Genomic DNA, 22,686 nt, shown 5'->3' on the forward strand with positions numbered 1-22,686 from the left:
AAGGCAGCATTTACCACGATGAACACAGTGATTAGGAGATACAAAATCGTTTCTAGGAGTAAGAGCACGATGCCTTTTGACCTCTTTTGAAATAGTAGTAGGATCTTTACATAAATATTTCGCAATCTCTTTAAAAGGTAATTTGTTGTCTAGTGATTTTTCAATAAAAACTCTGTTATCTAGGGTAAGATGCTTTTGGTTTCCTGGTATTAAGTCAGACATAATTAACTCCTTTCACTGCGGATATGGAAACCAATTTAATTCTATATCAGGTGGTGGAATTTATGTAAGACTAAATTCTATTTAAACTTTTTAAAACTGGAATTTACTTTTTCATTCAAGGAAGCTAAAAATTTTTGGATATTTTGTAGACATTTGATGAATACTTATGATATACTTGTCAGCGGATAAAAAAACTTTTAAATTAGTCCAGAGAGGCTAGTAAGGTACATAGTACAAGTACGCAAGTACGAGTACAGGGATAAGTATGCCGTGATTGGATGAACCCCAACCTTGCTGCGCCTGAGAGGCAGTGAGGTTTTTTTATTTCCACCTTTGTTCTATCAAAAAAATAATAGGGGGATTTAACTATGAAGTATTCAAGACCCATAATCCAGGTTGAAGAAAAAGTTCCTTTTCTAAAGGCGCTTCCACTCAGTTTCCAGCATTTGTTCGCAATGTTCAGCGCATCAGTTCTGGTTCCGTTCTTATTTAACAGTTATGCAAAAGATCATTTTCTCAATTCATTAAAGTTAACCGTTGAACAATTAAATGCCGACCAATTGGCACAGTACAACAATATTCAGGTTATTGACCCGGCACTGGTTCTTTTGCTGAACGGTATAGGTACCTTGATTTACCTTTTAATCTGCAGGGGAAAAGCTCCTGCATTCCTGGGGTCAAGTTTTGCTTTCCTTTCACCCACGGCTTCAATAATACAAGCTTCATCAAATTATGCCGACAATTTTGCCAAAGCATTGGGCGGATATATTATTTGCGGAGCAATCTTTATAATAGTGGCATTTATTATAGGAAAGGTCGGTACCCGCTGGCTGGATATAGTCCTTCCTCCCGCTGCAATGGGACCTATAGTGGCACTCATCGGACTTGAGCTTTCAGGCACGGCTGCCGGCATGGCCAAGTTATTCCCGAATGCAGACGGCAGTTTTGATACAAAAGGTATTATCATATCATTGGTTACACTGGCAATATTAATAATAGGCAACTTGTGCTTCAGAGGCTTCCTGTCGGTTATACCAATATTGCTGGCCGTAATTGCAGGATATGGATTGTCTGCAATAATAGGGTATGTGGATTATTCTGTAATCGGAACAAAAAGCTGGTTTAATATTCCGGAATTTGTCCTGCCGGCATTCGATGTAAAAGCCATGTTAATACTTGCTCCGGCAGCACTGGTTGTATTGTCCGAGCACATAGGACATCTGTTTGTAACAAGCAATATAGTAGGAAGAGATTTAACAAAAGATCCGGGACTTCACAGATCTTTGATGGGTGATGGTATTTCAACCATGCTGTCAGGTTTCTGCGGATCATGTCCAACTACAACCTATGGTGAAAACATGGGAGTTATGGCCATTACAAGAGTTTACAGTGTATGGGTCATTGGAGGTGCGGGAGTCATCTCGATAATAATTGCTTTCTTCGGCAAACTTTCGGGCGTTATTTCAAGTATACCCGGACCTGTAATGGGCGGTGTAAGCTTACTGCTCTTCGGTACTATTGCTGCATCAGGTATAAGAATGATTGTTGAAGCCAAGATTGACTACAGTAAAGCGAAAAATCTGGTTCTCACAGCATTGGTTTTTGTTATAGGTATCAGCGGAATATCCATAAATCTTGGAGACGATGTTCAGCTTAAGGGAATGGTTCTTGCTACATTGGCCGGCATGGTGCTGAGCCTCATATTCTTCCTGCTTGAAAAGCTGAAGCTTACCAACGACACCGAAGAGGCTTGATAGATAGCTGCTGAATAAAAAATAAATATCCTTTTTAAATTAAAGCTCCTCATAAAAGCGTTACAAAACTGCTTTCATATGAGGAGCTTTTTGCTGCTTTTGAATTTTGTAATTTTGATAGTTTTAAATAATGGCTTATCAGAAATATATTATTTTGCAGGTAGCATTATTAAATAAAATTAATATTCTTTAAATAAAATTAGTGGAATTACATAAATATACATAAAATTACTTGTATTTCTATTTTTTATATATTATAGTAATAGGTAATTTGCTTAATGTTACAGTAATTTACAAGGAGGCGTACAGATGTTTAAAATGGAAATTGACAAGTTGAAGAAGGTTTTCTTTATTACAGCTGCCGGATTTTTTTCCATGCAGGAGGGGATGGACTTTATGGCCGAGTATCAGTCCAGGACCTCCATGTTTGATCCCAAGGAGTATACTCTTATAGTTGATGGAAGGGAAGTCAAGGCTTCAGCTCAGGATGTGGCTGAACAATTGAAAAATATGATTTTATTATATATGAGTGTTCCTTTTAAAAAGAGAATTATCATACAGCAGCAATCCGCAGTTGCAGCCGGACAGACAAAACGCCTTGCAAGGGATATACCGGAGTTTGATACCATTATTTTTGCCGAAACGGTTGAGGAAGCCTATTTAAAGCTATAACTCATATTTACATAAATGAAACAATTAGAAATACAATACCAAAAGTATTGTAATAATACCCCCCACCCAAACTTCAATAAATGGATTGCTCACAGGTACATACCTGAAATTTATACAGCTCATCACAAGGTGTTGGCTGCAATTTCAGATCTGTATTTTATATAATAGAGCTTTCCATTTATTGAAGTTATACCGGCGCACTATGCTCATGGCTATTCAGGGATCACAGCTGTCACCTTTTGAACAGATTACAATCTGTATAAAAGAGCGCATATGTTATATCCTGCGCCCACAGTGCAGAACACCACATAATCTCCGTAATCAATTGATTTGTTGCTGAGTGCTTCATTGTATGCTATGATTGGGCTTGTGAGGCCGGTATAGCCATATTTGTTTCCTATGTATGTATACTTGTCCAGACCCACAGACATCAAATCAAGGGTTGTTTCTGCATCAGGTTTGGAAAATTGAGAAAAAAAGAACTGTTTAATATTGTATTTACTTATATTGCACCTTTCAAAAAGTACCTGCATCAAATCAACCCACTCTTTACAAATAAAGCTTGTATCGAATGGATCCAGTCTCAATTTCTTATCTTCCATGTCTGTTTCATTGTCATAAAGCTTTGAAAAACCGCAGGCCGGAAATTGGAATGCATCTTTTACTACAGGGTCGGTTTTAAAGTTTGTATCAATAAAGCCTCTTTTATACGGCTCCTCAACTCTTTCAAGTATGACTGCCGCTGCTGCATCGGCCATATTTGAATAACATACGGGATCGGTTTTACTGGAAATGAAGCTTCCTAAAAAACTACCTACGACGAGAGCCTTATTGAGCCTTGTATTACTTTGCAGCAGGCGGCTTGCAACATCAATTGCAGAGAGCATGCCTATACAATTTGAATTTAAATCAAATATCTGGTGGGCATTAACCGTATTTAATCTGTCATGAAGGAGCAATGCGTTGGAGGGGATTAATTTTTCAGGACTATCGGTTCCAAATATGATTATGTCAATTTCTTCCGGTTGAACATTTGATGTCAGAAGTGCTTTTAAAGAAGCCTGGTAAGCCATGGTTACCGCATTTTCGTTCTTTGCATCGGCTATGCATCTGGTATTTCGCCCCAGATGTTCTATAAGACCCGATACATCAATTCCCATGCTTTTAAAATGTTTAATATAATAGGAATTGCTTGTCTTTGTGGCCGGATGATATGTTCCTACACCCTTAAAAACTATGTTTTGATACAATCTAACCACCCCTTTTTTTAAGTGTATTATTAGATTATAATAGGAATTATGTAAAATTACAACATATTAATTCAAATCTTACATAATTAGCAGTTAGTTGTAATGGTTGATCGGAAATATAAAAAACCTCATTCCAACCGGAATGAGGCTAATGGATTTATTAAATTGAAAATTGAAAATACTATGAACTCCTGCGGGATTGGAGCTTCAATTTCAAAAAGCGTCTTCTGCGGCGCATTTCGGAAGGAAAGATAAAAACTTCACTTCTGATAAGTCCAAGACAGGTTTCAACGATCTTTTTGGCGGAATCATGGTCAAAATATTCACGCTGAGCCTGTTTAATCTCATTTAAGCCTTTTGCATTGTCTGCCAGAAGATCAGAAACTACCGATGAGAGGCTTGACAGCTCTTCACAGAAAATTCCCAGTTTATTGTTAACGGCAAAATCGGGATTTTCCTGTTCCTGTCCGGGCAGGGCTCCTGTTATTATCAGAGGCACATTGCAGGCAATAGCTTCCATCATTACATTAGGGCTGCCCCGGGTAAAGGCTATATCGGATTTTAGCATATAATCCTGAATATTTGTTACATATCCATGGACTTCAACCCTTCCGGGATACTGAAGTGAAAGGGTTCTTTCCAGCTTTTCCTTCATGGTTTCATTTCTTCCGGCAATAATTTGTACATTACAGTTGAAATTATCCAATAAGAGTTTTGATACCGCACTCATATCTCCGGAACCTTCACCGCCGCTCATGATCAGGCAGTCAAGAGGCCTGTCAAGGCTGTAGTCAGGCTTTTGCCCCCCCTGGGAGATATGCTTTGTAAATCTTGACCTCACAGGAAATCCTATTACTCTTATTGAGGACTCAGGCACTCCAAAGCCAATACACCTTTCCCTTGCCTCCTCAGTGGGGCAGATTATACAGTCTGCACGCTTGTCGGCCCACAAGGGCGATATGCTTACCAAATCAGCTACAAAAATTGCAAAAGGAATATTTATCTTGTACTCTCTGAGAATATTCAGAATCGGTGAATTAAAAATGGGATGAACTGAAAGAATTAAGTCCGGTTTAAGCTTCCTGAGCATTTTTATGAAGTTTTCACGGATGGTCAATTCTGTAAATTCATGTATAAACGTTGGATTTCTTTTGGATATTTTCCAGGCTAATTTCCAGAGTTCTTTTGCGTTTCTTGTAACCAAACCATAAGATTTGCCTACTTTAACCCACATATTTCCGCCCAGGTCAAATCCATCTATAATATTAACATTTACATCGTCATACTGATTGAATTGTTCCAATAGTGATTCACTAATACTCTTATGACCATGACCGGTGTAATCTGATGAAATTATTACAACATTTTTCATGTTTTTTCCTTAGCCTCCAAGATTGTTAACTAATTTAACGGCACTATCATTCCATATATATAATAATACACATATATAATAATACAACATTTGGGTTAAATGATAGGGATTAAAGTGTTAATTCTAAAATTTTTTTTAATTTTGTTTCTGTTTATTTTACGAGCAATAAGATTAAATGTTTGATTTTATTTTTTATAATTTTAATATTGTTTAATCGTTATAAACCAATCTTTGTTTTCATATATTATAACGCTTGAGTTTTGTACCTTAATGTTTAATTCATATTGGAAAGCTGGGGATGTGAGGCTGTTGAGAAAAACTTTAAGAGTGGTATTGAGTATTATAATTATTTTATCCTGCTTATTGTGTAATTTTGAGGTTTGGGCCGATGATACCAATGAAGATGAACCCATAAGGGATTTTAACGGCAATGGCAGTATTGAGACAACGGGGAACAAGCTGCCCAGGGTATCGGCAGAATCGGCAATTGTCCTGGATATGGCCACTGGAAGGGTATTGTATGAAAAGAACGCCTATACCAGACATTCCATAGCCAGTACCACCAAAATCATGACGGCCATAGTTGCTCTTGAAAACGGCAACGATGAGGAGGATGTGGCAATAAGCAAAAGAGCGGCGGCAATCGGCGGGTCAACGGTCAATCTCAAGGAAGGGAAGACCTATAAGTTCAAGGATCTGATGTATGCGATGATGCTGAGGTCCGGAAATGATGCTGCCATAGCCATAGCGGAGCATATAGGAGGTTCTGTTGAACTTTTTGCAGAAATGATGAACAGAAAAGCTGCTGAAATCGGGGCCACAAATACCAATTTCGTCACTCCCCACGGGCTGGATGATCCGCAGCATTACTCAACTCCATACGATCTGGCGCTTATAACCCAATATGCCTTAAGAAACGAAAAGTTCTGCGAAATTGTGGGTACTAAAAATTCAGTTTTTCAGGGGAGCAATATTTCCAATACCAATGAGATGCTGGGATTATATCCGGGGGCCGATGGAGTCAAGACGGGATATACAGGGCAGGCCGGCAGATGTCTGGTTACCTCGGTTACAAAAAACAACTGGAGAATAATATCCATAGTCCTTGGCTGCCCCACAAGAACTGTCAGAGCACAGAGCAGCAAGATACTCCTGGATTATGCCTTTGAAAATTTCAAAAACTATGAGTATATTAAAAAAGGTCAGCCGCTGCAGCAGCTTGATGTGCATAAGGGTGTGCTGGACAAAGTTCCCATATATTCCGACTCTGACATAACCCTGCCCCTTAAGCAGGAGGAAGTGGATAAGGTTAAAATTATTTACAATCTTCCTGAAGTTATAGAAGCACCTTTAAAAAGCGGCATGAAAATCGGAACTGCCGATTATGTACTGGACGGCAAGCTTCTGGCCACAACGGATCTGAAAAATCTTGAGACAGTGGGGAGAAAGGATTTTTACTTTTATTTTGACTCAATATTCAAAACCTGGGCCAGACTTGTACATAACTGATAAAGATGGCATAATATTAGGATAGTGACGTACCCTGCCAGAGCCTGTATAAGGCGGCTCACTTATTGATTTTAAAAATTATAAACGGGAAAGGCTGTATGAACTGAAATGAAAATAGTACTGGTTGGTATTAATTCAAAGTATATACATACCTGCCTGGCGGTATGGTATTTGAAAGCCAGCTTAAGAAACACCGGGGAGACAGTGGTCAGAGAATTTACCATTAATGACAATAAAGACGGCATACTAGCTGAAATTTATAAGGAAAAGCCGGATGTACTGGCCTTTTCCTGTTATATTTGGAATTATGAAATAGTAAAGCTGCTTATACGCGAAATCAGGAAGCTTATACCGGAATGTTTTATAATTCTTGGGGGACCGGAGGTCTCATATACTGCCGCCGCGGTTATAAAAGAGAATGATCCCGTTGATTTTGTATTGTGCGGAGAGGGGGAGGAGGTATTTCCTGTCCTGACCGAAGCAATTCAAAACGGGTCTGAAGAATATAAAATGCTGAAGGGTATTGCGTACAGAGAAAACGGGGAGATCATATACAGAGAGGGCTTTAATCTTATTCCGCAATTGGACAGGCTCAATTCTCCATATACTGATGCCCTGCTGGAATCGGCTGAAAATAGAATCATATATTATGAATCCTCAAGAGGCTGTCCGTTTAACTGTTCCTACTGTATTTCCTCAACTTTTAACGGTGTCAGATTCTTTTCTTTTGAAAGGGTAAAAACTGAGTTGGAGAGGCTTTTGAAGTTCGGGCCCAAACTGATCAAATTTGTTGACAGGACTTTTAACTGCAATAAAAAAAGGGCCAGGGAGATATTGGAATATATCATTTCTCTGGAGTGCGGTACAGTGTTTCATTTCGAAGCGGCAGCAGACCTGTTTGATGAAGATATGCTGGAATTGCTGGGCCGTGCCCCCCATGGAAGAATTCAGCTTGAAATCGGGCTGCAGACCACTAATACCGGAACACTTGCAGAGATTGACCGCGTGACCGATCTGGGCAGGTTGAAAAGCAATGTCGGAAGAATTCTCAGCAATTCAAATATTCATGTACATCTGGACCTTATTGCAGGCCTGCCCTTTGAAGATATTATTTCCTTCAGAGGGTCTTTCAACGATGTATATGGCATGAAGCCCCATCAGCTTCAACTTGGTTTCCTCAAGATGCTAAAGGGTGCACGGGTGAGAAATGAAGCTGAAAAGCACGGTTACAGCTATAGAGATTTTGCCCCTTATGAAATACTTGAAAACAAATATATAAAATATCAGGATATTCTGGTTTTAAAGGATGTGGAGGAGACTGTTGAGAGGTATTACAATTCAGGCAGGTTTCAAAAGTCCTTGCTGCTGTTGGAGAAAATCTATTCGGGGGATTATTTTGAATTATACAGGGCATTGTCTGTCTATTGCAGGAAAAATGCATATCTGGACAGGCCCATAGCTTACCGTGAAAACATAGCCATACTGTCCGGTTTTGTAAAGGCCGAATTGGCAGGGAGGGTTGATATGGAAGAGTTCCGTCAGGCTATGGTATTTGATTTCCTCAGCTCAGACAGTTCCTGTGCTATTCCTGATTCCATCAGGGCCGACAGGGATTTCCTGCCTGCAGGCAGGATCCATGAAATGTTGAGAAGTGAGGATTTTATTAAGGAGCATCTTCCTGATTTTTTATATACTCCTGCAAAGAACATTTTAAAGAAAGTATTTTTTGTTTCACTTGATTTAATAGCAAATTCACAGGAAATCCTTATTTTTGATTATACACAAAAGGATGCGGTAAATGGGAAATACAAAAATATCATCATAAAAGGGTAGTCTGCTCTTTTCTGTAAAGGCGATTAATAGGCCATACTCCCAATTATTTTTTGAGCCTATGTAATTGGTTTTAAGTAAACTGATCTATATGACGATTAAAAATTAAAGTAAATTTTTTGAAGAAATAAAGGAATTATGTAACTTGAGTCGAATAGTGTCAGTGCGCAAAATCTGTTTAAAGGGAGTGAACAAGTTGTACATAGAGAATGCCGCTAATGTTTCGGAGAGAGAAATGATAAGAGAATGGAATATGTTAAAAGAGGCAATTGACCATGAACCAGCTCTTAGATCAATTACAATTAAAGCATGGGACAGATGTAAGAAACATAATGTTGACCCTGAAAAACTGAAGTTTGTTTATTTAGAGGATGAAGAACTGAAAAAGAAGCTTATCGGATTTGATTTTTTAGTGCAGACAGCAAAGTCTTACCTTGAGTATCTTTCACTCAGCCTGACAGGTATTCCTCACGTTGTGGCTCTGCTTGACAGTGAGGGGTGGGTCCTTGATATCAAAGGACCGGTAGAGGATTTCGGGGGAAAGAAAAACGGTCAATGTGCCGGGGCATGCTGGAAGGAAGAGTATATAGGCAACAATGGCGGAGGCACTTGTTTATTGGAAGACGAATCTGTTTTTATATATGGCATGGAACATTATGGTAACATATATAAACCTTTCTCATGCCTTGGAGTTCCTATTCATAGGGATAATAAACTCATTGGAGCAATAAGTATTGTGGTTTTGAACGAATATGCCCATCCGGCAAGGCTTACCATAGCAATGGCCTGTGTGGATGCCATAGAAAAGGAAATAGCCGGTATTCCCTCAAAGCCAAAGACGACAAAGGGCATCGGAAAATCCATTGCTACCGCTGAATTGATGGCAACAGCCGTTCATGATTTAAAAAATCCACTTGCAAGTATCAGGGGACTTGCCCAATTGGGTACACTCACCTCAACCTCAAAAAAGGAGCATGGATACTTTGACAGGATAATAAAACAGGTCGATGCACTGCACAGGTCTGTGGTTGATTTGCAGAACATTTTCAAGCCCGAGGCCAGAGTTGAACTTCAGCCTGCAGAAATAATCAGGCAGGTAATCGAGGAGATACAGCCTGACTGTGAGATGAATAACATTAAGCTTTCCTTCATTAATTGCTTCGGCGGAAAATTAAAAATCCACCATAAAGTTTTTAAGAGAGCTCTTGAGAATCTGGTCAAGAATGCCGTGCAGGTCATTACCCGCGACGGAAAAATAGAGATTGAAATAAGTGATCAAAACAACGATGTGCTTATTTCGGTAAATGATAACGGACCCGGTATTCCGGATGAAATCAAGGAAAAACTTTTTCAGCCCTTTGTTTATCACAGAAAGGACGGTACGGGACTGGGCCTGTTCATGGTTTATCATGCCATAACTGAAGTACATGACGGTGAAATATGGTTTGAAAGTACGGCTGGCAAAGGTACTACTTTTTATATAAAACTTCCAAAAGATTGATAGAGCTTTGAACAGCAGGAAACTGCCCGGGTATTTCAGAATATGATATCCTGGCAGTTTTAATTCATTATCAATAAGACTGCCGGCAGCCAGGGTATATATCACACTGTCAGACTATAGTGTCAGCAGCATTTCATATTGGCTTACACTGTTGGTGAAGCCCAGGGACAGCAGGAAATTCACTGTCGAAGCCGCGGCAGTGTCAACATTTAAGACTGATATCCGGCCGGCTTCGGTGCGGTTTGAAAGATCCCATACAATACTCCTGCCTATGCCCCGGCGTCTGAACGTTTTGTCTACGGCAATCTGCACCAGATCTCCCGATTTCTTATCAATGATTCCATAACCCACAATTTTGTTTTCTATTTTTACAAGCGAATAAAAGAAGGATTCACTTACGGCATTGACCGAAGCAATGGAGTTCTGCCAGGAGGGATGAAAGTCCCAGAAGCTTTTCAGCTGTTCCCAGCAGTCGGGCCCAATTATATTTACATGCTCCGCGTTATATTTACCGGCGGCAGTACAGCCTGTTCTGTCAAGACTGAAGCAGGCAAAGTCCCGGACAATCTCAAACCCCTGTTTTTTATATAAGTTGAATGCCGGTGTATTGGATTGAATGACTTCCAGCAAATACTGCCCTACATTTTTTGATTTCAGCAAATCCTTCAAGGTTGCCAGCATTGTGCTTGTAATTCCCTGTTTCCTGAACCCAGGAATTACCCCTGTTCCCAGATCGTACACGGCAGGCTTGCCGTTCCAGGACCTAAAACCGTTTAAAATGAAGCCGGTCAAAATATTATCCTGGAAAGCACCCAATGAAATATCCGGAACAAAACCCCTTCTTTTCAGCATAGTCTCAAACTTCCGCAAGGGTAAATCCATTTTTACCTGATAATCTGAAAAAGCGTTGGCAAATGCTTCATGAATTACAGTAACAGCTACATCATCAAGAGTTTTATATATAAACATGTTATCAGTCGCTCCAGTCCTGTGTATTAACCTTGTTATGCCAGCTCTATAAATAATTTATTGGCAAATTTTCAGATTCATAAATACTATATATGGAATAGGTAAAAAATACAATCCCGCGCTTTAAAAAGTACAAAACTAAAACACATAAAAGTACTTATTCAATAATATTTTTCCAATACTCACATATATTTTAAAATGAGATATTTTATCAGGAACAAATTTCAAAACTATTGATTATAATGGCAGTAAAACTGTTTGTTCCTTCAAATCTACCAGGTAAAAAGGGAGGTTTCCAGATGACCACACCGGAGTTTGACTTCAAAGCAATGATTCAAAAGGACAGGGATGATAGGGTAAAAAGGGTATTTGAAAGCACATTTCTTGAATATCTTCAGTTGGTAAAATCAAATCCTGAGGTGGCTGTTCTTGCTCATCAGAGGTTGTACGACCTTATAGTAGCAAAGGGGACGGAGGTCGTTCGAACAGATGAGAATCCAAGATTGAGAAGAATATACGGAAATGACATAATCAAAAAGTATGCTTTTTTTGAAGAGGATTTTTTCGGTATCGATAAAACTATTATGAAGATAGTCAGGTATTTTCATTCGGCTGCCATGGCCGGTGAAGAATCACGGCAGGTGTTATATCTTGTGGGTCCTGTAGGTGCGGGTAAATCCTCGCTGATGGAAGCATTAAAAAAGTCACTTGAAGTGGCTGCACCTGTCTACGCTTTAAAGGGCTGTCCAATGAGAGAAGAACCGCTCCACCTTGTACCCAAACATCTCAGAAAAGAATTTGAGGAGACACTTGGCGTTAAAATAGAGGGAGATTTGTGTCCCGTGTGCAGATACAGGCTGAAAAACGAATACGCGGGAGAATATGAGAGATTTCCCGTGGAATCGGTGGGCTTTTCCATACGCTCCAGAAAAGGTATTGGTGTGGTTCCCCCTGTGGATCCCAACAACCAGGACTCTTCCATACTTACCGGAAGTGTTGATATTTCAAAAATCGACCTCTATCCGGAGGATGATCCCAGGGTACTGTCCCTCAATGGAGCTTTTAATGCGGGTAACCGCGGTATTGTCGAATTTATTGAGGTTTTTAAAAATGAAACGGAATATCTGCATACCATGATAACCGCCACTCAGGAAAAATCCATACCATCGCCGGGAAAGGGCGCCATGATCTACTTTGACGGAGTAATTGTGGCCCATTCAAACGAAGCCGAGTGGAACAAATTCAAATCAGATCACACAAATGAAGCCATATTGGACAGAATAGTGAGGATAGAAGTTCCATATTGTCTGGAATTAAGCGAAGAGATAAAAATTTATGAAAAGATGCTGTCAAAAAGTAAATTCAGAGCCCATATTGCACCGCATACCATAGAGATTGCATCAATGTTTGCAATTCTAACAAGACTTAGCCCGTCAAACAAGGTTGATCCCATGACCAAATTAAAGATATATAACGGAGAAGAAATTCTCGAGAAGGGCATGACCAGAAAGATAGACATATTCGAGCTGCGTGAAGAAGCTCCCCGGGAAGGCATGACAGGTATTTCAACAAGATTTATAATGAAAGCCCTGGATACTGCCTTATCAGAATCTGAAAATGATTGTATAAATCCTATTGCCGTAATGGAATCCCTGATTAAGTCTGTCAAGGAGCTGGGCATAGGAGATGATGAAAAGGAAAGATATTTAAGATTGATATACGATACAGTAAAGAAAGAATATAATAAGATACTTGAAAAGGAAGTAACCAAGGCCTTTATACACGGCTACAGAGAACAGGCCGAAAGCCTGTTTAACAATTACCTGGATCATGCCGAGGCCTTTGTGAATAAGACCAAAATAAAGGATAAGAATACCGGAGAGGAACTGGAACCTGATGAGAAATTCATGAGATCCATCGAGGAGCAGATTGGAATATCCGATACGGCAGTAAAAGGTTTCCGGTCCGATGTAACCGCCTATATGTTTTTTGTCATGAGGAACGGAGGGAGTCTTGATTACACCAGCTATGAACCTTTAAAGGATGCAATAGAAAAGAAGCTTACAACTTCTGTAAGAGATCTCAGCAGGATTATTACCCAGGCAAAAGTGAGAGACAAGGAACAAACCCAGAAATATAATACCATGGTTGAAGAGATGAAAAAGAACGGTTACTGCGACCATTGCTGCAATGTAATACTGAAATATGCTGCCAATAACCTTTGGAAGGATTAACCTCCTTTATTCGCCTTACAGCGGCAGAGGAGTAAGCAAATTTCATTATTATTTTGTGGCCGCTATGCGGCTCAAAGCCATAACATGGCTCATGGAGGTTGGTATATATGGCTATATTCAGAGAAAACGGCAGCGGCGGTCGTGACAGATCTGCCGAAGACCGCCGGCGGCACAGGGAATTGGTGGAGGAATCCATAAAAAAGAATCTCGGCAATATCATAGCCGAAGAGAGCATTATCGGAAAGAGCCGGGATAAGAAAATAAAAATACCCATAAGAGGTATTAAGGAATTTCAATTTGTTTATGGAAGAAATAAACCTGGTGTAGGCTCGGGCGACGGCAATGAAAAAAGAGGCGACAAATTTGCGGGGGAGGCCCAGAGCGGAACCGGCAAAGGAAGAGCAGGAAATCAGGAAGGGGAAGAGATATACGAAACTGAAATCACAATCGAAGAGGTAATAAGATACCTCTTCGATGATTTAAACCTGCCCGATATAGATAAGAAGCAATTGTCCCAACTGGAGGAAAAAAGCTACAGAAAGCTTGGCTACCAGCAGAGGGGTATTCCTCCCAGACTTGCAAAAAAGCGCTCGGTAGTGGAAAAAATCAAGCGGAAGCAGGCTACCAAGCGTACCTTGAACGAGCTTGATCAGGAAAAGGCCCAAAAATATGAGGAGGATTTTGAAGACAGTTCTGAAATTCATATAAATAATAATATTCAGTTAAATGGCCTGCAAAAAAACAGGTTTCCCTTTATAGAAGACGATCTGAGGTATTACAGGATAAAGGAAGATAATAAAAGGGACTATAATGCGGTTGTATTATGTATTATGGATGTATCGGGCTCAATGGACCAGACAAAGAAGTATCTCGCAAGAAGTTTTTACTTTTTGCTCTACCAGTTCTTACAGCTCAAATATACCAATGTGGAAGTTGTATTTATAGCCCATACAACCACTGCAAAAGAAGTTAACGAAAAGGAGTTTTTTCACAGAGGCGAATCGGGAGGTACATACATCAGCAGCGGATACGAAAAGGCGCTTGAGATAATAAATGAAAGGTACAGTCCGTCAAATTGGAATATTTATGCCTTTCATTGCAGTGACGGGGATAATTGGTCGGAAGATAACAAAAAAGCGGTGGACAGCGCAAGAAAACTATGCGAGGTATGCAATTTATTCGGTTATGGAGAAATCGTACCGGGCTATTACAGTATGGGAAGCACCATTAAATCCGAACTTCAGAGCAAGATAGACAGTGAGAATTTTGCAGCAATAACCATAAATAAAAAAGAGGATGTCCTTCCTGCATTAAAAAAACTTCTGGAGAAGGGCGAATAGCATATATGTTGTCCATGCAATGTTATGGATATGGGAGGTCTTATGGCGGATTTTAGCATAGCTGATTTGGAATATTGGAATGAGCGGATAGAGCCGATTGCAAAGGAATGCGGCCTGGATTATTATAACCAGGAATTTGAGATAATAGATTATGAGGACATGATAGGCTATGAATCCTATGTGGGTATGCCGTCGCACTACCCGCACTGGAGCTACGGCAAGTCGTATGAGAGGATTAAAACACTGCATAAATACAATCTTACCGGCCTGCCCTATGAAATGGTTATAAACTCAAATCCGTGCCTTGCCTATCTGATGAAAGACAACTCCCTCCTGCTTCAGGTTCTGACAATAGCCCATGTATATGCTCATAATGATTTTTTCAAAAATAACAGGCTGTTTAAATCGGGAACCAAGGCGGAGTATACCGTTGAGATGTTTAAAAATCATGCAAACCGTATAAGGGAGTATATTTCCGACCCCAGCATAGGTTATGCAAGGGTTGAAAAGATATTGAATGCCGCCCACGCGGTAAAACTTCAAACCGAGAGGATCGTGGAGTTCCGGAACAGGCCGGATAAGACAGGAAAAGACGTATCGGCTCTGACTGAGCACAATAAAGACTTTCCTTATCTGGAGCGATACACTCAACAAAACTCAGAGGAACTTAAGCAGTTTGTTCAGCAGGAAATAAAAATACCTGAAAAGCCTGAGGAAGATATCTTGAAATTCATAATCGAATACGGGAGGATGCAGGACTGGGAAAAGGATATCCTGGCCATAGTAAGGGAGGAGGCCCTGTATTTTCTGCCCCAGATAGAGACAAAGATAATGAACGAAGGCTGGGCCAGCTATTGGCATTTTAACATTATGAACAAGCTGGAACTTCCCCAGAACATGCATATGGAATTCCTGAAAAGGCACAACGAAGTGATCCGTCCTTTGAAATCAAGTATAAATCCTTATTACATAGGTTTTAAAATATTTGAGAACCTTGGTGAGAAATACGGCAGGGAAAAGATTTTTGAAATAAGGGAGACTGAAAGAGACCAGTCCTTTATCAGAAGATATCTCACACAGGAATTATGCGGTGAAATGAACCTGTTTGAATACGTCTCGGCAGGAAATGATTATATGGTGTCCGAAGTATCCGATGACGAAGGCTGGAAAATTGTCAGGGATACGCTTTGCAATACGGTGGGAATCGGCAGTATTCCTTCCATAAGAGTTGAGGAGTGGAACCAGAAGGATAACACTCTTGTGCTGACACATGAGTATGATGACAGGGAGCTGGAATTGAGCTATGCCTATGAGACCCTTAAGCACCTTGTGGATTTGTGGAACGGAAAAATCCTGCTGGTAACCCAGCTTGAAGGCAAGAAAAAGAATATATCCTGTGACGAGCAGAAGAGAATATCCTTATACGGTTAATTTAACGATATAATGCTTTATTAGCACTCTTGTTAATTGAGTGCTAAAAAGTACTTGAAAGTTTGCTGCAATAGAGGTATATTATTATTGTTGAAAATTTTCAAGCGGAGGTAGATTTATGAAACACGAAAGCGGAAGTATTTCAATTAATACCGAAAACATTTTTCCAATAATAAAAAAATGGCTATATTCTGAAAAGGATATATTTATCAGAGAGCTTGTTTCAAATGCAAGCGATGCAATCAGCAAACTCAAGAAGCTTGACGCCATCGGCGAAGCTGACCTGCCCGATGACAACAGGTTTGAAATCAAGGTCATCGTAAACAAAAATGAAAAAACCATAAAAGTTATCGACAATGGTCTTGGTATGACTGATGAGGAAGTTAAAAAGTACATCAATCAGATTGCTTTTTCAGGAGCAGTCGATTTCCTTGAGAAGTACAAGGACAAGTCTGATGACGGACAGATAATAGGCCATTTCGGATTGGGCTTTTATTCAGCCTTCATGGTTTCAGAGAGAGTGCAGATCGATACCTTGTCCTATCAGCCCGGAGCTGCGGCTGTCAGATGGATAAGTGACGGAGGTACCGAGTTTGAAATGCAGGACTCAGACATAACGGAGAGAGGAACCACAATTACTCTATACCTGGCTGAGGACGGGCTTGAGTTTACCGACGAATATAAAATGAGGACAACCCTTGAGAAGTATTTTGCTTTTCTTCCATATGAGCTGTACCTCGAGGATGCTGCCAAAGTTCCCGAAAAAGCTGATGAGTCCAAGGGTGAAGAGCAGGAGGCGGCCTCTGAAAATGCAGAGCCCAAAAAGCCCGAACCCTTAAATGATACCCACCCACTGTGGCTGAAAAATCCAAAGGATTGTACAGAAGAGGAATACAAGCAGTTCTATACCAAGGTATTCCACGACTTCAACGAACCTTTGTTCTGGATTCATTTAAACATGGACTATCCTTTTAACCTCAAAGGCATACTTTATTTCCCCAAGCTCAAACATGAATTTGAGACAATGGAAGGCCAGATCAAGCTCTACTACAATCAGGTATTTGTAGCCGACAACATCAAGGAAGTCATTCCGGAATTCCTGCTGCTGTTAAAGGGTGTACTTGACTGTCCTGATCTGCCGTTGAACGTATCCAGGAGCTTCCTGCAGAATGACGGCTATGTAAACAAGATATCCACCCATATCACAAAGAAGGTTGCCGACAAGCTGACTTCCCTCTTTGAAAATGAAAGGGAAAATTACAATAAATATTGGGATGATATCAATCCGTTTGTCAAATACGGCTGTATAAGAGAAGAAAAATTTTATGACAGGGTCAAGGACATTCTCATTTACAAGTCAACAAAGGGCGGGTATACGACCTTAAAGGATTACCTTGAAAACAACAAGGAAAAGCACGAAAACAAGGTGTTCTACGTTTCAAATGAAAAACAGCAGGCTCAGTATATCAGACTGTTTAACGAAAACGGAATGGAAGCGGTCATACTATCCACAATGATTGACAACCATTTCATGCAGCTGCTGGAGAGCAAGATGACAGGTGTGCGTTTTAACAGAATAGATGCTGACATATCCGACAGCATGAAGAACGACAATACAGGAATTGCTGAAGCTGACGTATCATATCTGGAAAAGCTGTTCAAGGCCGCAGTTGATGATGATAAGCTGAAGGTGCAGGTTGAGTCGCTGAAGAATGAAACCGTTCCTGCAATGATTCTCCTGTCCGAGCAATCAAGAAGAATGCAGGAGATGAGTGCAATGTTCGGCGGTATGGATATGAGCCATATGTTCCCGAAAGAGCAGACGCTTGTACTGAATTCCTCAAATAAACTTGTAAAGGCCTTGACCGATATGAAAGAGGATGAAACCAGGAAAGATCAAGTCAAACTTATCAGTGAACATATCTATGACCTCGCTATGATGAGCCATCAGCCCCTTGAACCAGATGCAATGGCAAAATTCATAGAGAGAAGCAATGAGATTTTGATGAAGCTGGTATAAGTAATATCAGATTTAACAGTCATTTAAATACAAGGTAAAGTTATTCCAGTAAAGAGGCTGCTTAACAACAGTCTCTTTTTTGGTTCTGCAATGTTAATAAATAAGTGGAAGGCTCTGATAAAAAACTTATATCACTTGTTTACAGAAAGTTCATCATTTATAAATGGTTTATTAACAAAGTTATACTAATATATAAATATAAACTTTTTCATAATTTGTTTCTCCTTTAAAACCCTTTTTTCAGCCCCGTAAATTACGGGGCTTTAGTATTGGCCAAATATTTGTAACATTCCGCAAATAAAATTCATTTAATATTATAGCTGAAAAATTACAGGAGTATAAAGGATATGTTTCTAAACAGCTATATTGGTGAAAATATATTTTTGTGCCTGAGAAAAATAGCCGAGCAGAATACGGTTTTAAACTATTTCTATGATGTTAACAACATAATCTTTGCCAAATTGATGGATGTTGATGAAATAGGCATCTGGCTGGAAGGGTCAGGAACCATGACAAAAATCATGGATGACAACGGTAAAGAGATCCCAAAGGAAAAACAGATATCCGAAAAAAGGTCTACAAGCATACTTGTAAGGTGGGAATACATCGATGATATATATGTTCTGAATCCAGGTGAAAAGAAGACTAAACTCATGGGCTTCAGATTTGATCCTACAAGAGAATAAAGAAAAGTAAAATGCCTGAAATTTGTACAATTTCAGGCATTTACTAATTTTATTTCTTATCGCTGTCGGTTTCTCTTATTTCAACGCGTCTGATCTTACCGCTGATTGTTTTGGGAAGCTCTTCCACGAATTCGATAATTCTGGGATACTTGTACGGAGCAGTTACTCTCTTTACATGATCCTGGAGCTCTTTTACCAGCCCTTCACCCGGAGAATAGTTCCTGGTCAGGACGACGGTCGCTTTTACAATCTGACCTCTTATTTCGTCGGGAACGGCGGTTATTGCGCATTCCATAACGGCGGGATGTTCGATCAAAGCACTTTCCACTTCGAAAGGCCCGATTCTGTAACCCGAACTCTTGATTACATCGTCTGATCTTCCCACAAACCAGTAGTAGCCGTCTTCATCACGCCATGCCACGTCACCGGTATAATAAATATCATCATGCCAGACCTTATTGGTCAGGGCTGTATCCCTGTAATATCCCCCAAACATTCCGGCCGGTTTCCTTTTAGAGGTTCTGACAACTATCTGACCTTCTTCACCGTCCTGAACAGAGTTGCCTTCATCATCCAGAAGGTCTATATCATATCCCGGTGAAGGTTTGCCCATGGACCCCGGCTTTGGCTCCATCCAGGGATAGGTTGCCAGGGTTACGGTCAATTCGGTTTGTCCGAAGCCTTCCATAAGCTTTATGCCGGTGGCTTTATAAAATTGGTTATAAACCTCGGGATTAAGCGGTTCACCCGCCACTGCACAATACTTCAAACTGCTTAAGTCAAACTTTGTCAGATCCTCCTTTATAAAGAACCTGTACATTGTTGGCGGAGCGCAGAAGGTGGTGACTTTATGTTTACAAATGATCTGCAGCAATTCCTTCGGAACAAATTTATTATAGTCATATACAAAAACCGCACTGCCTGCCAGCCACTGGCCGTAGATTTTTCCCCAGACGGCCTTTGCCCAGCCCGTATCGGCCACAGTCAGGTGTAAGCCGCCGTCGCTGACATTTTGCCAGTATTTTGCCGTCAGGATATGGCCCAACGGATATAAAAAATCATGCTGAACCATCTTGGGCATGCCTGTTGTACCCGAAGTAAAATAAAGCAGCGATATGTCGCTGTTCTGTGAAGCCTGATCCCCGGTCGGTTTTTCAAAAACATTGGAGGATTTGTCAACTTCACTGGTAAAGTCAAGCCAGCCATCTTTGCTGTCTCCCACAAGAGCTTTATATTTAAGGCTGGGAGATTTGCTCAGGGAGTCCTCGATATGCATGATGACTTCCGGCTCAGATACAGAGACAATCATTTTTATGTCGGCGGCATTTGCCCTGTAAACAATGTCTTTTGATGTCAGAAGGTGGGTTGCCGGTATTGTCACGGCACCCAGTTTATGCAATGCCAGTATGCAGAACCAGAATTCGTAGCGCCTTTTTAATATCAGCATTACCGGATCACCCCGTTTGATGCCGGCAGCCTTAAAGAAATTTGCGGTTTTATCACTGTATTCTTTGAGCTGGGCGAAAGTAAAAGTTGCTTCCGCCCCTGATTCATCACACCATACAAGCGCAATCTTGTTTGGGTCGGTTTTTGCATATTCATCAACAACATCGTATGCAAAGTTGAAATTCTCAGGTACTTTTATCTCAAAATTCTCATAGAAATCCTCATAGGATGAGAAGTCCAGCCGAGAAAGATATTTGTTTAACATTTGTTATTTTCCCCCTAGTGCTAAAGAATAATTGCCAAAAATTTAGCCTGCTTGCCGTTTAAGGCTTTCATGCCATGGTTTGCAGAGGAGTCGAAATATACCGAATCTCCTTCCTCCAATACCAATTCATGCCCGTTGATTATTATTTTCAGGGTTCCCTCTATGACATAATTGAATTCCTGACCTTTATGCGAATTAAAGTGAACAGGAAAACTGTCGTCTTCAGGTGCAACAGTGACAATAAACGGTTCGGCCTTCTTGCCTATAAAGTTGTTGGCAAGACTCTGGTATTTATAATCCTCTCTTCTTTCCACATTGGCGCCTTTTCCTTTTCTGACCACCTGATAGGTGTGCAGCCTGGGATTATCACCGGTTAAAATGGCAGACAGCTCAACATTGAATCTGTTGGCTATCTGGTAAAGAAAGCTGACAGGAATATCGGTATTTCCACTTTCGTACTCAAGATAAATTTCTTCTGAAATATTAAGCTCAGCTGCAAGACTCTGGGCCGATATAGCCGAAATGTCACGCAGTTCCTTTATTCGGGATGCAATAAGCTTGATTTGTTCAGACATTTAATCACCTTCCCATATATGTATAATAAGCGATTTATTTTCTATAAACATAGCATATTTTATTAAACGGTGTATATATTGTAAGCAACCTTTTTTTTATACATTTTTAATGTTTTCTGCTCTGTTTATACCGATAATGTATAAAATATCAAAAAGCATTAAAAGAAAAGCTGAAATGTACAAAAATCATCAAAGTGAGTATGGATATTATCGACACAATATGATAGTATAAAAGAAAAAGTTACTAAGATTACCAAAGTTTCCGAAATTTCTTGAAATTCCAAAATTCCAAAAATACTGGGGGCGCGAGAGGCTATGTCTATCAGTAAAAAGATAATATTGATTGTTGTGGGATGTATACTGATTGTGGGCGGCGGGGTTACCGCACATGAGTTTTTAGATTTTCCGATTCTGCTTGCAGGAGCGATTTTGGCCGTATTTGTAATTTGCGTGGGCACATGGCTCACATTTTCCCTGACCATTCCAATAAAGGTCCTTCTGAAAGTAGTTGAGAGAACTGCCAATTTTGATTTGTCACATGATAAAAGCTATGACAGGATAAAGGGCAGAAGGGATGAAATGGGGCTGCTGGCAAGAAATCTTGCCTCCATGAGAGGCTCTTTGAGAGAGATGCTGGGTCTCATGCTGGACTCCTCCAAAAACATAATGGAAAATTCCCAGGAGGTTCAAAAATTATCCCAGGAATTAAGAGATAAAACAAATGATACTCTTGAGACTACCGAACGTATTTCTGCTTCAATGGAGGAATCGGCTGCAACGACCCACCAGATAAATTTTGATACACAGGAAATCCTGCAAAATGTAAATCTGATTTCACAAAATTCCGAATCCGGTGCCGATTCTGCAAATCTGATAAGTAAAAAGGCCAGTGAGATAAAGGAAAGTGCCGTGAAGTCAGCCGAAAACGCCAGCAATGTTTATGAAGATGTCAAGCAGCAGCTCAAAACGGCCATGGATAAGGCAAAGGCCGTTTCTCAGATAGAATTGCTTGCCCAGGCCATATTGCAGATTACCGAGCAGACAAATCTGCTTTCTCTCAATGCAGCAATAGAAGCGGCAAGGGCAGGGGAGGCAGGCAAGGGTTTTGCTGTTGTGGCAGATGAAATCAGAAAATTGGCCGACCAGTCCTCAAAAACAGCAGCCGATATAAAGAATATTGTGAAGACAGTAAACGAGTCGGTGGGTGCACTTACAGACAGTGCAGGTGTTCTTCTGGATTTCGTTGATCAGGATGTTCTTTCAGACTATAGAAAACTGATAGAAACAGGTGAACAATATTACTCCGATTCAGCCCGTTTCAGTTCAATGATGAATGAATTCAATGAATCCTCAAAAACCATGAATAAATCTATTTCCAATATAGTTGATGCTCTTGAACAGGTGACGGCAAGTGTAAATGAGAGCGCCGACGGAATAGAGACAATCACGGTGAAAACGGCTGAAGTTGCCGAACAGTTTAAAAATGTTGAGAATTCAACCCACAACAATCTGGACTTCTCGAAGAAGCTGGAGAATCAGGTGCGGAAGTTTACTCTGTAAAGTATTTGTTTTATAAAAAAAATTTAATAGTTCAACAGATAAGGAAAAAG

General features: G+C 40.2%; 17 protein-coding genes. 11 read left to right on the plus strand and 6 right to left on the minus strand.

Annotated features, from left to right (window positions below):
- The coding region (locus T344_RS0124490) for a helix-turn-helix domain-containing protein (RefSeq protein WP_027629426.1) at nt 1-222 on the minus strand (222 nt) is incomplete at its 3' end.
- Nucleotides 223-590: 368 nt separating this feature from the next.
- Here T344_RS0124490 and uraA point away from each other — a divergent pair.
- Both uraA and T344_RS0124500 read left to right on the plus strand, forming a co-directional pair.
- Entirely contained in the window at nt 591-1,976 is a 1,386-nt protein-coding gene (gene uraA, locus T344_RS0124495; RefSeq protein WP_027630892.1) for a uracil permease, read from the plus strand.
- Nucleotides 1,977-2,285: 309 nt separating this feature from the next.
- On the plus strand, nt 2,286-2,648 hold the full coding sequence (locus T344_RS0124500; RefSeq protein WP_027630893.1) for a hypothetical protein: 363 nt from the start codon (nt 2,286-2,288) through the stop codon (nt 2,646-2,648).
- A gap of 248 nt (nt 2,649-2,896) precedes the next feature.
- Here T344_RS0124500 and T344_RS0124505 read toward each other — a convergent pair whose 3' ends face one another.
- Both T344_RS0124505 and T344_RS0124510 read right to left on the minus strand, forming a co-directional pair.
- The gene (locus tag T344_RS0124505; RefSeq protein ID WP_027630894.1) at nt 2,897-3,898 is read right to left on the minus strand and encodes a 3-oxoacyl-[acyl-carrier-protein] synthase III C-terminal domain-containing protein; all 1,002 of its coding nucleotides are present in this window, start codon (nt 3,896-3,898) and stop codon (nt 2,897-2,899) included.
- Between the two features lie 181 nt (nt 3,899-4,079).
- A complete protein-coding gene (locus T344_RS0124510; protein WP_027630895.1) occupies nt 4,080-5,270 on the minus strand; it encodes an MGDG synthase family glycosyltransferase in 1,191 nt (396 codons plus the stop codon).
- A 309-nt stretch (nt 5,271-5,579) separates the two neighbouring features.
- Here T344_RS0124510 and T344_RS0124515 point away from each other — a divergent pair, with 309 nt between their 5' ends.
- From T344_RS0124515 to T344_RS29255, 3 genes are all read left to right on the plus strand, one after another.
- Nucleotides 5,580-6,779: a D-alanyl-D-alanine carboxypeptidase family protein gene (locus tag T344_RS0124515; RefSeq protein WP_027630896.1), complete on the plus strand. Its 1,200-nt coding sequence runs from the start codon at nt 5,580-5,582 to the stop codon at nt 6,777-6,779.
- A gap of 108 nt (nt 6,780-6,887) precedes the next feature.
- Complete coding sequence (locus T344_RS0124520) at nt 6,888-8,612, plus strand: B12-binding domain-containing radical SAM protein (RefSeq protein ID WP_027630897.1); 1,725 nt, start codon at nt 6,888-6,890, stop codon at nt 8,610-8,612.
- A 193-nt stretch (nt 8,613-8,805) separates the two neighbouring features.
- A complete protein-coding gene (locus tag T344_RS29255) occupies nt 8,806-10,110 on the plus strand; it encodes an ATP-binding protein (protein ID WP_051572242.1) in 1,305 nt (434 codons plus the stop codon).
- Between the two features lie 114 nt (nt 10,111-10,224).
- Here the strand turns inward: T344_RS29255 and T344_RS0124530 are convergent, their stop codons facing one another.
- The gene (locus T344_RS0124530; RefSeq protein WP_027630898.1) at nt 10,225-11,079 is read right to left on the minus strand and encodes a GNAT family N-acetyltransferase; all 855 of its coding nucleotides are present in this window, start codon (nt 11,077-11,079) and stop codon (nt 10,225-10,227) included.
- A 299-nt stretch (nt 11,080-11,378) separates the two neighbouring features.
- Here T344_RS0124530 and T344_RS0124535 point away from each other — a divergent pair, with 299 nt between their 5' ends.
- The 5 genes from T344_RS0124535 (at nt 11,379) to T344_RS0124555 (ending at nt 18,790) form a co-directional block, all read left to right on the plus strand.
- Nucleotides 11,379-13,313, plus strand: a complete 1,935-nt coding sequence (locus T344_RS0124535) for a PrkA family serine protein kinase (RefSeq protein ID WP_027630899.1) — start codon at nt 11,379-11,381, stop codon at nt 13,311-13,313.
- A 107-nt stretch (nt 13,314-13,420) separates the two neighbouring features.
- Nucleotides 13,421-14,653, plus strand: coding sequence for a sporulation protein YhbH (yhbH, locus tag T344_RS0124540; RefSeq protein WP_027630900.1), 1,233 nt, complete (start codon nt 13,421-13,423; stop codon nt 14,651-14,653).
- A gap of 42 nt (nt 14,654-14,695) precedes the next feature.
- Nucleotides 14,696-16,084: a SpoVR family protein gene (locus T344_RS0124545; protein ID WP_027630901.1), complete on the plus strand. Its 1,389-nt coding sequence runs from the start codon at nt 14,696-14,698 to the stop codon at nt 16,082-16,084.
- Nucleotides 16,085-16,202: 118 nt separating this feature from the next.
- A complete protein-coding gene (gene htpG / locus T344_RS0124550; RefSeq protein ID WP_027630902.1) occupies nt 16,203-18,104 on the plus strand; it encodes a molecular chaperone HtpG in 1,902 nt (633 codons plus the stop codon).
- Nucleotides 18,105-18,451: 347 nt separating this feature from the next.
- Nucleotides 18,452-18,790, plus strand: coding sequence for a hypothetical protein (locus T344_RS0124555; protein WP_004623288.1), 339 nt, complete (start codon nt 18,452-18,454; stop codon nt 18,788-18,790).
- Between the two features lie 49 nt (nt 18,791-18,839).
- On the opposite strand, the gene T344_RS0124560 is transcribed toward T344_RS0124555, so the two are convergent.
- On the minus strand, nt 18,840-20,501 hold the full coding sequence (locus T344_RS0124560; RefSeq protein WP_027630903.1) for an AMP-binding protein: 1,662 nt from the start codon (nt 20,499-20,501) through the stop codon (nt 18,840-18,842).
- 20 nt (nt 20,502-20,521) lie between these two features.
- The gene (locus T344_RS0124565; RefSeq protein ID WP_027630904.1) at nt 20,522-21,076 is read right to left on the minus strand and encodes a helix-turn-helix domain-containing protein; all 555 of its coding nucleotides are present in this window, start codon (nt 21,074-21,076) and stop codon (nt 20,522-20,524) included.
- A gap of 315 nt (nt 21,077-21,391) precedes the next feature.
- On the opposite strand from T344_RS0124565, the gene T344_RS0124570 reads away from it, so the two are divergent.
- Entirely contained in the window at nt 21,392-22,636 is a 1,245-nt protein-coding gene (locus T344_RS0124570; protein ID WP_027630905.1) for a methyl-accepting chemotaxis protein, read from the plus strand.
- The last annotated feature ends 50 nt before the right edge of the window (nt 22,637-22,686 follow it).

The organism is Ruminiclostridium cellobioparum DSM 1351 = ATCC 15832 (genome assembly GCF_000621505.1).
Classification (GTDB): Bacteria; Bacillota; Clostridia; order Acetivibrionales; family DSM-1351; genus Ruminiclostridium; species Ruminiclostridium cellobioparum.

Excerpts from the sequence above, each read along its gene's own strand:
- T344_RS0124560 (WP_027630903.1), bottom strand. The coding sequence starts at position 20,501 with ATGTTAAACAAATATCTTTCTCGGCTGGACTTCTCATCCTATGAGGAT.
- T344_RS0124510 (WP_027630895.1), bottom strand. The coding sequence starts at position 5,270 with ATGAAAAATGTTGTAATAATTTCATCAGATTACACCGGTCATGGTCAT.
- T344_RS0124535 (WP_027630899.1), top strand. The coding sequence starts at position 11,379 with ATGACCACACCGGAGTTTGACTTCAAAGCAATGATTCAAAAGGACAGG.
- T344_RS0124570 (WP_027630905.1), top strand. The coding sequence starts at position 21,392 with ATGTCTATCAGTAAAAAGATAATATTGATTGTTGTGGGATGTATACTG.
- T344_RS0124500 (WP_027630893.1), top strand. The coding sequence starts at position 2,286 with ATGTTTAAAATGGAAATTGACAAGTTGAAGAAGGTTTTCTTTATTACA.
- T344_RS0124530 (WP_027630898.1), bottom strand. The coding sequence starts at position 11,079 with ATGTTTATATATAAAACTCTTGATGATGTAGCTGTTACTGTAATTCAT.
- T344_RS0124565 (WP_027630904.1), bottom strand. The coding sequence starts at position 21,076 with ATGTCTGAACAAATCAAGCTTATTGCATCCCGAATAAAGGAACTGCGT.
- htpG (WP_027630902.1), top strand. The coding sequence starts at position 16,203 with ATGAAACACGAAAGCGGAAGTATTTCAATTAATACCGAAAACATTTTT.
- uraA (WP_027630892.1), top strand. The coding sequence starts at position 591 with ATGAAGTATTCAAGACCCATAATCCAGGTTGAAGAAAAAGTTCCTTTT.
- T344_RS0124545 (WP_027630901.1), top strand. The coding sequence starts at position 14,696 with ATGGCGGATTTTAGCATAGCTGATTTGGAATATTGGAATGAGCGGATA.
- T344_RS0124520 (WP_027630897.1), top strand. The coding sequence starts at position 6,888 with ATGAAAATAGTACTGGTTGGTATTAATTCAAAGTATATACATACCTGC.
- yhbH (WP_027630900.1), top strand. The coding sequence starts at position 13,421 with ATGGCTATATTCAGAGAAAACGGCAGCGGCGGTCGTGACAGATCTGCC.
- T344_RS0124555 (WP_004623288.1), top strand. The coding sequence starts at position 18,452 with ATGTTTCTAAACAGCTATATTGGTGAAAATATATTTTTGTGCCTGAGA.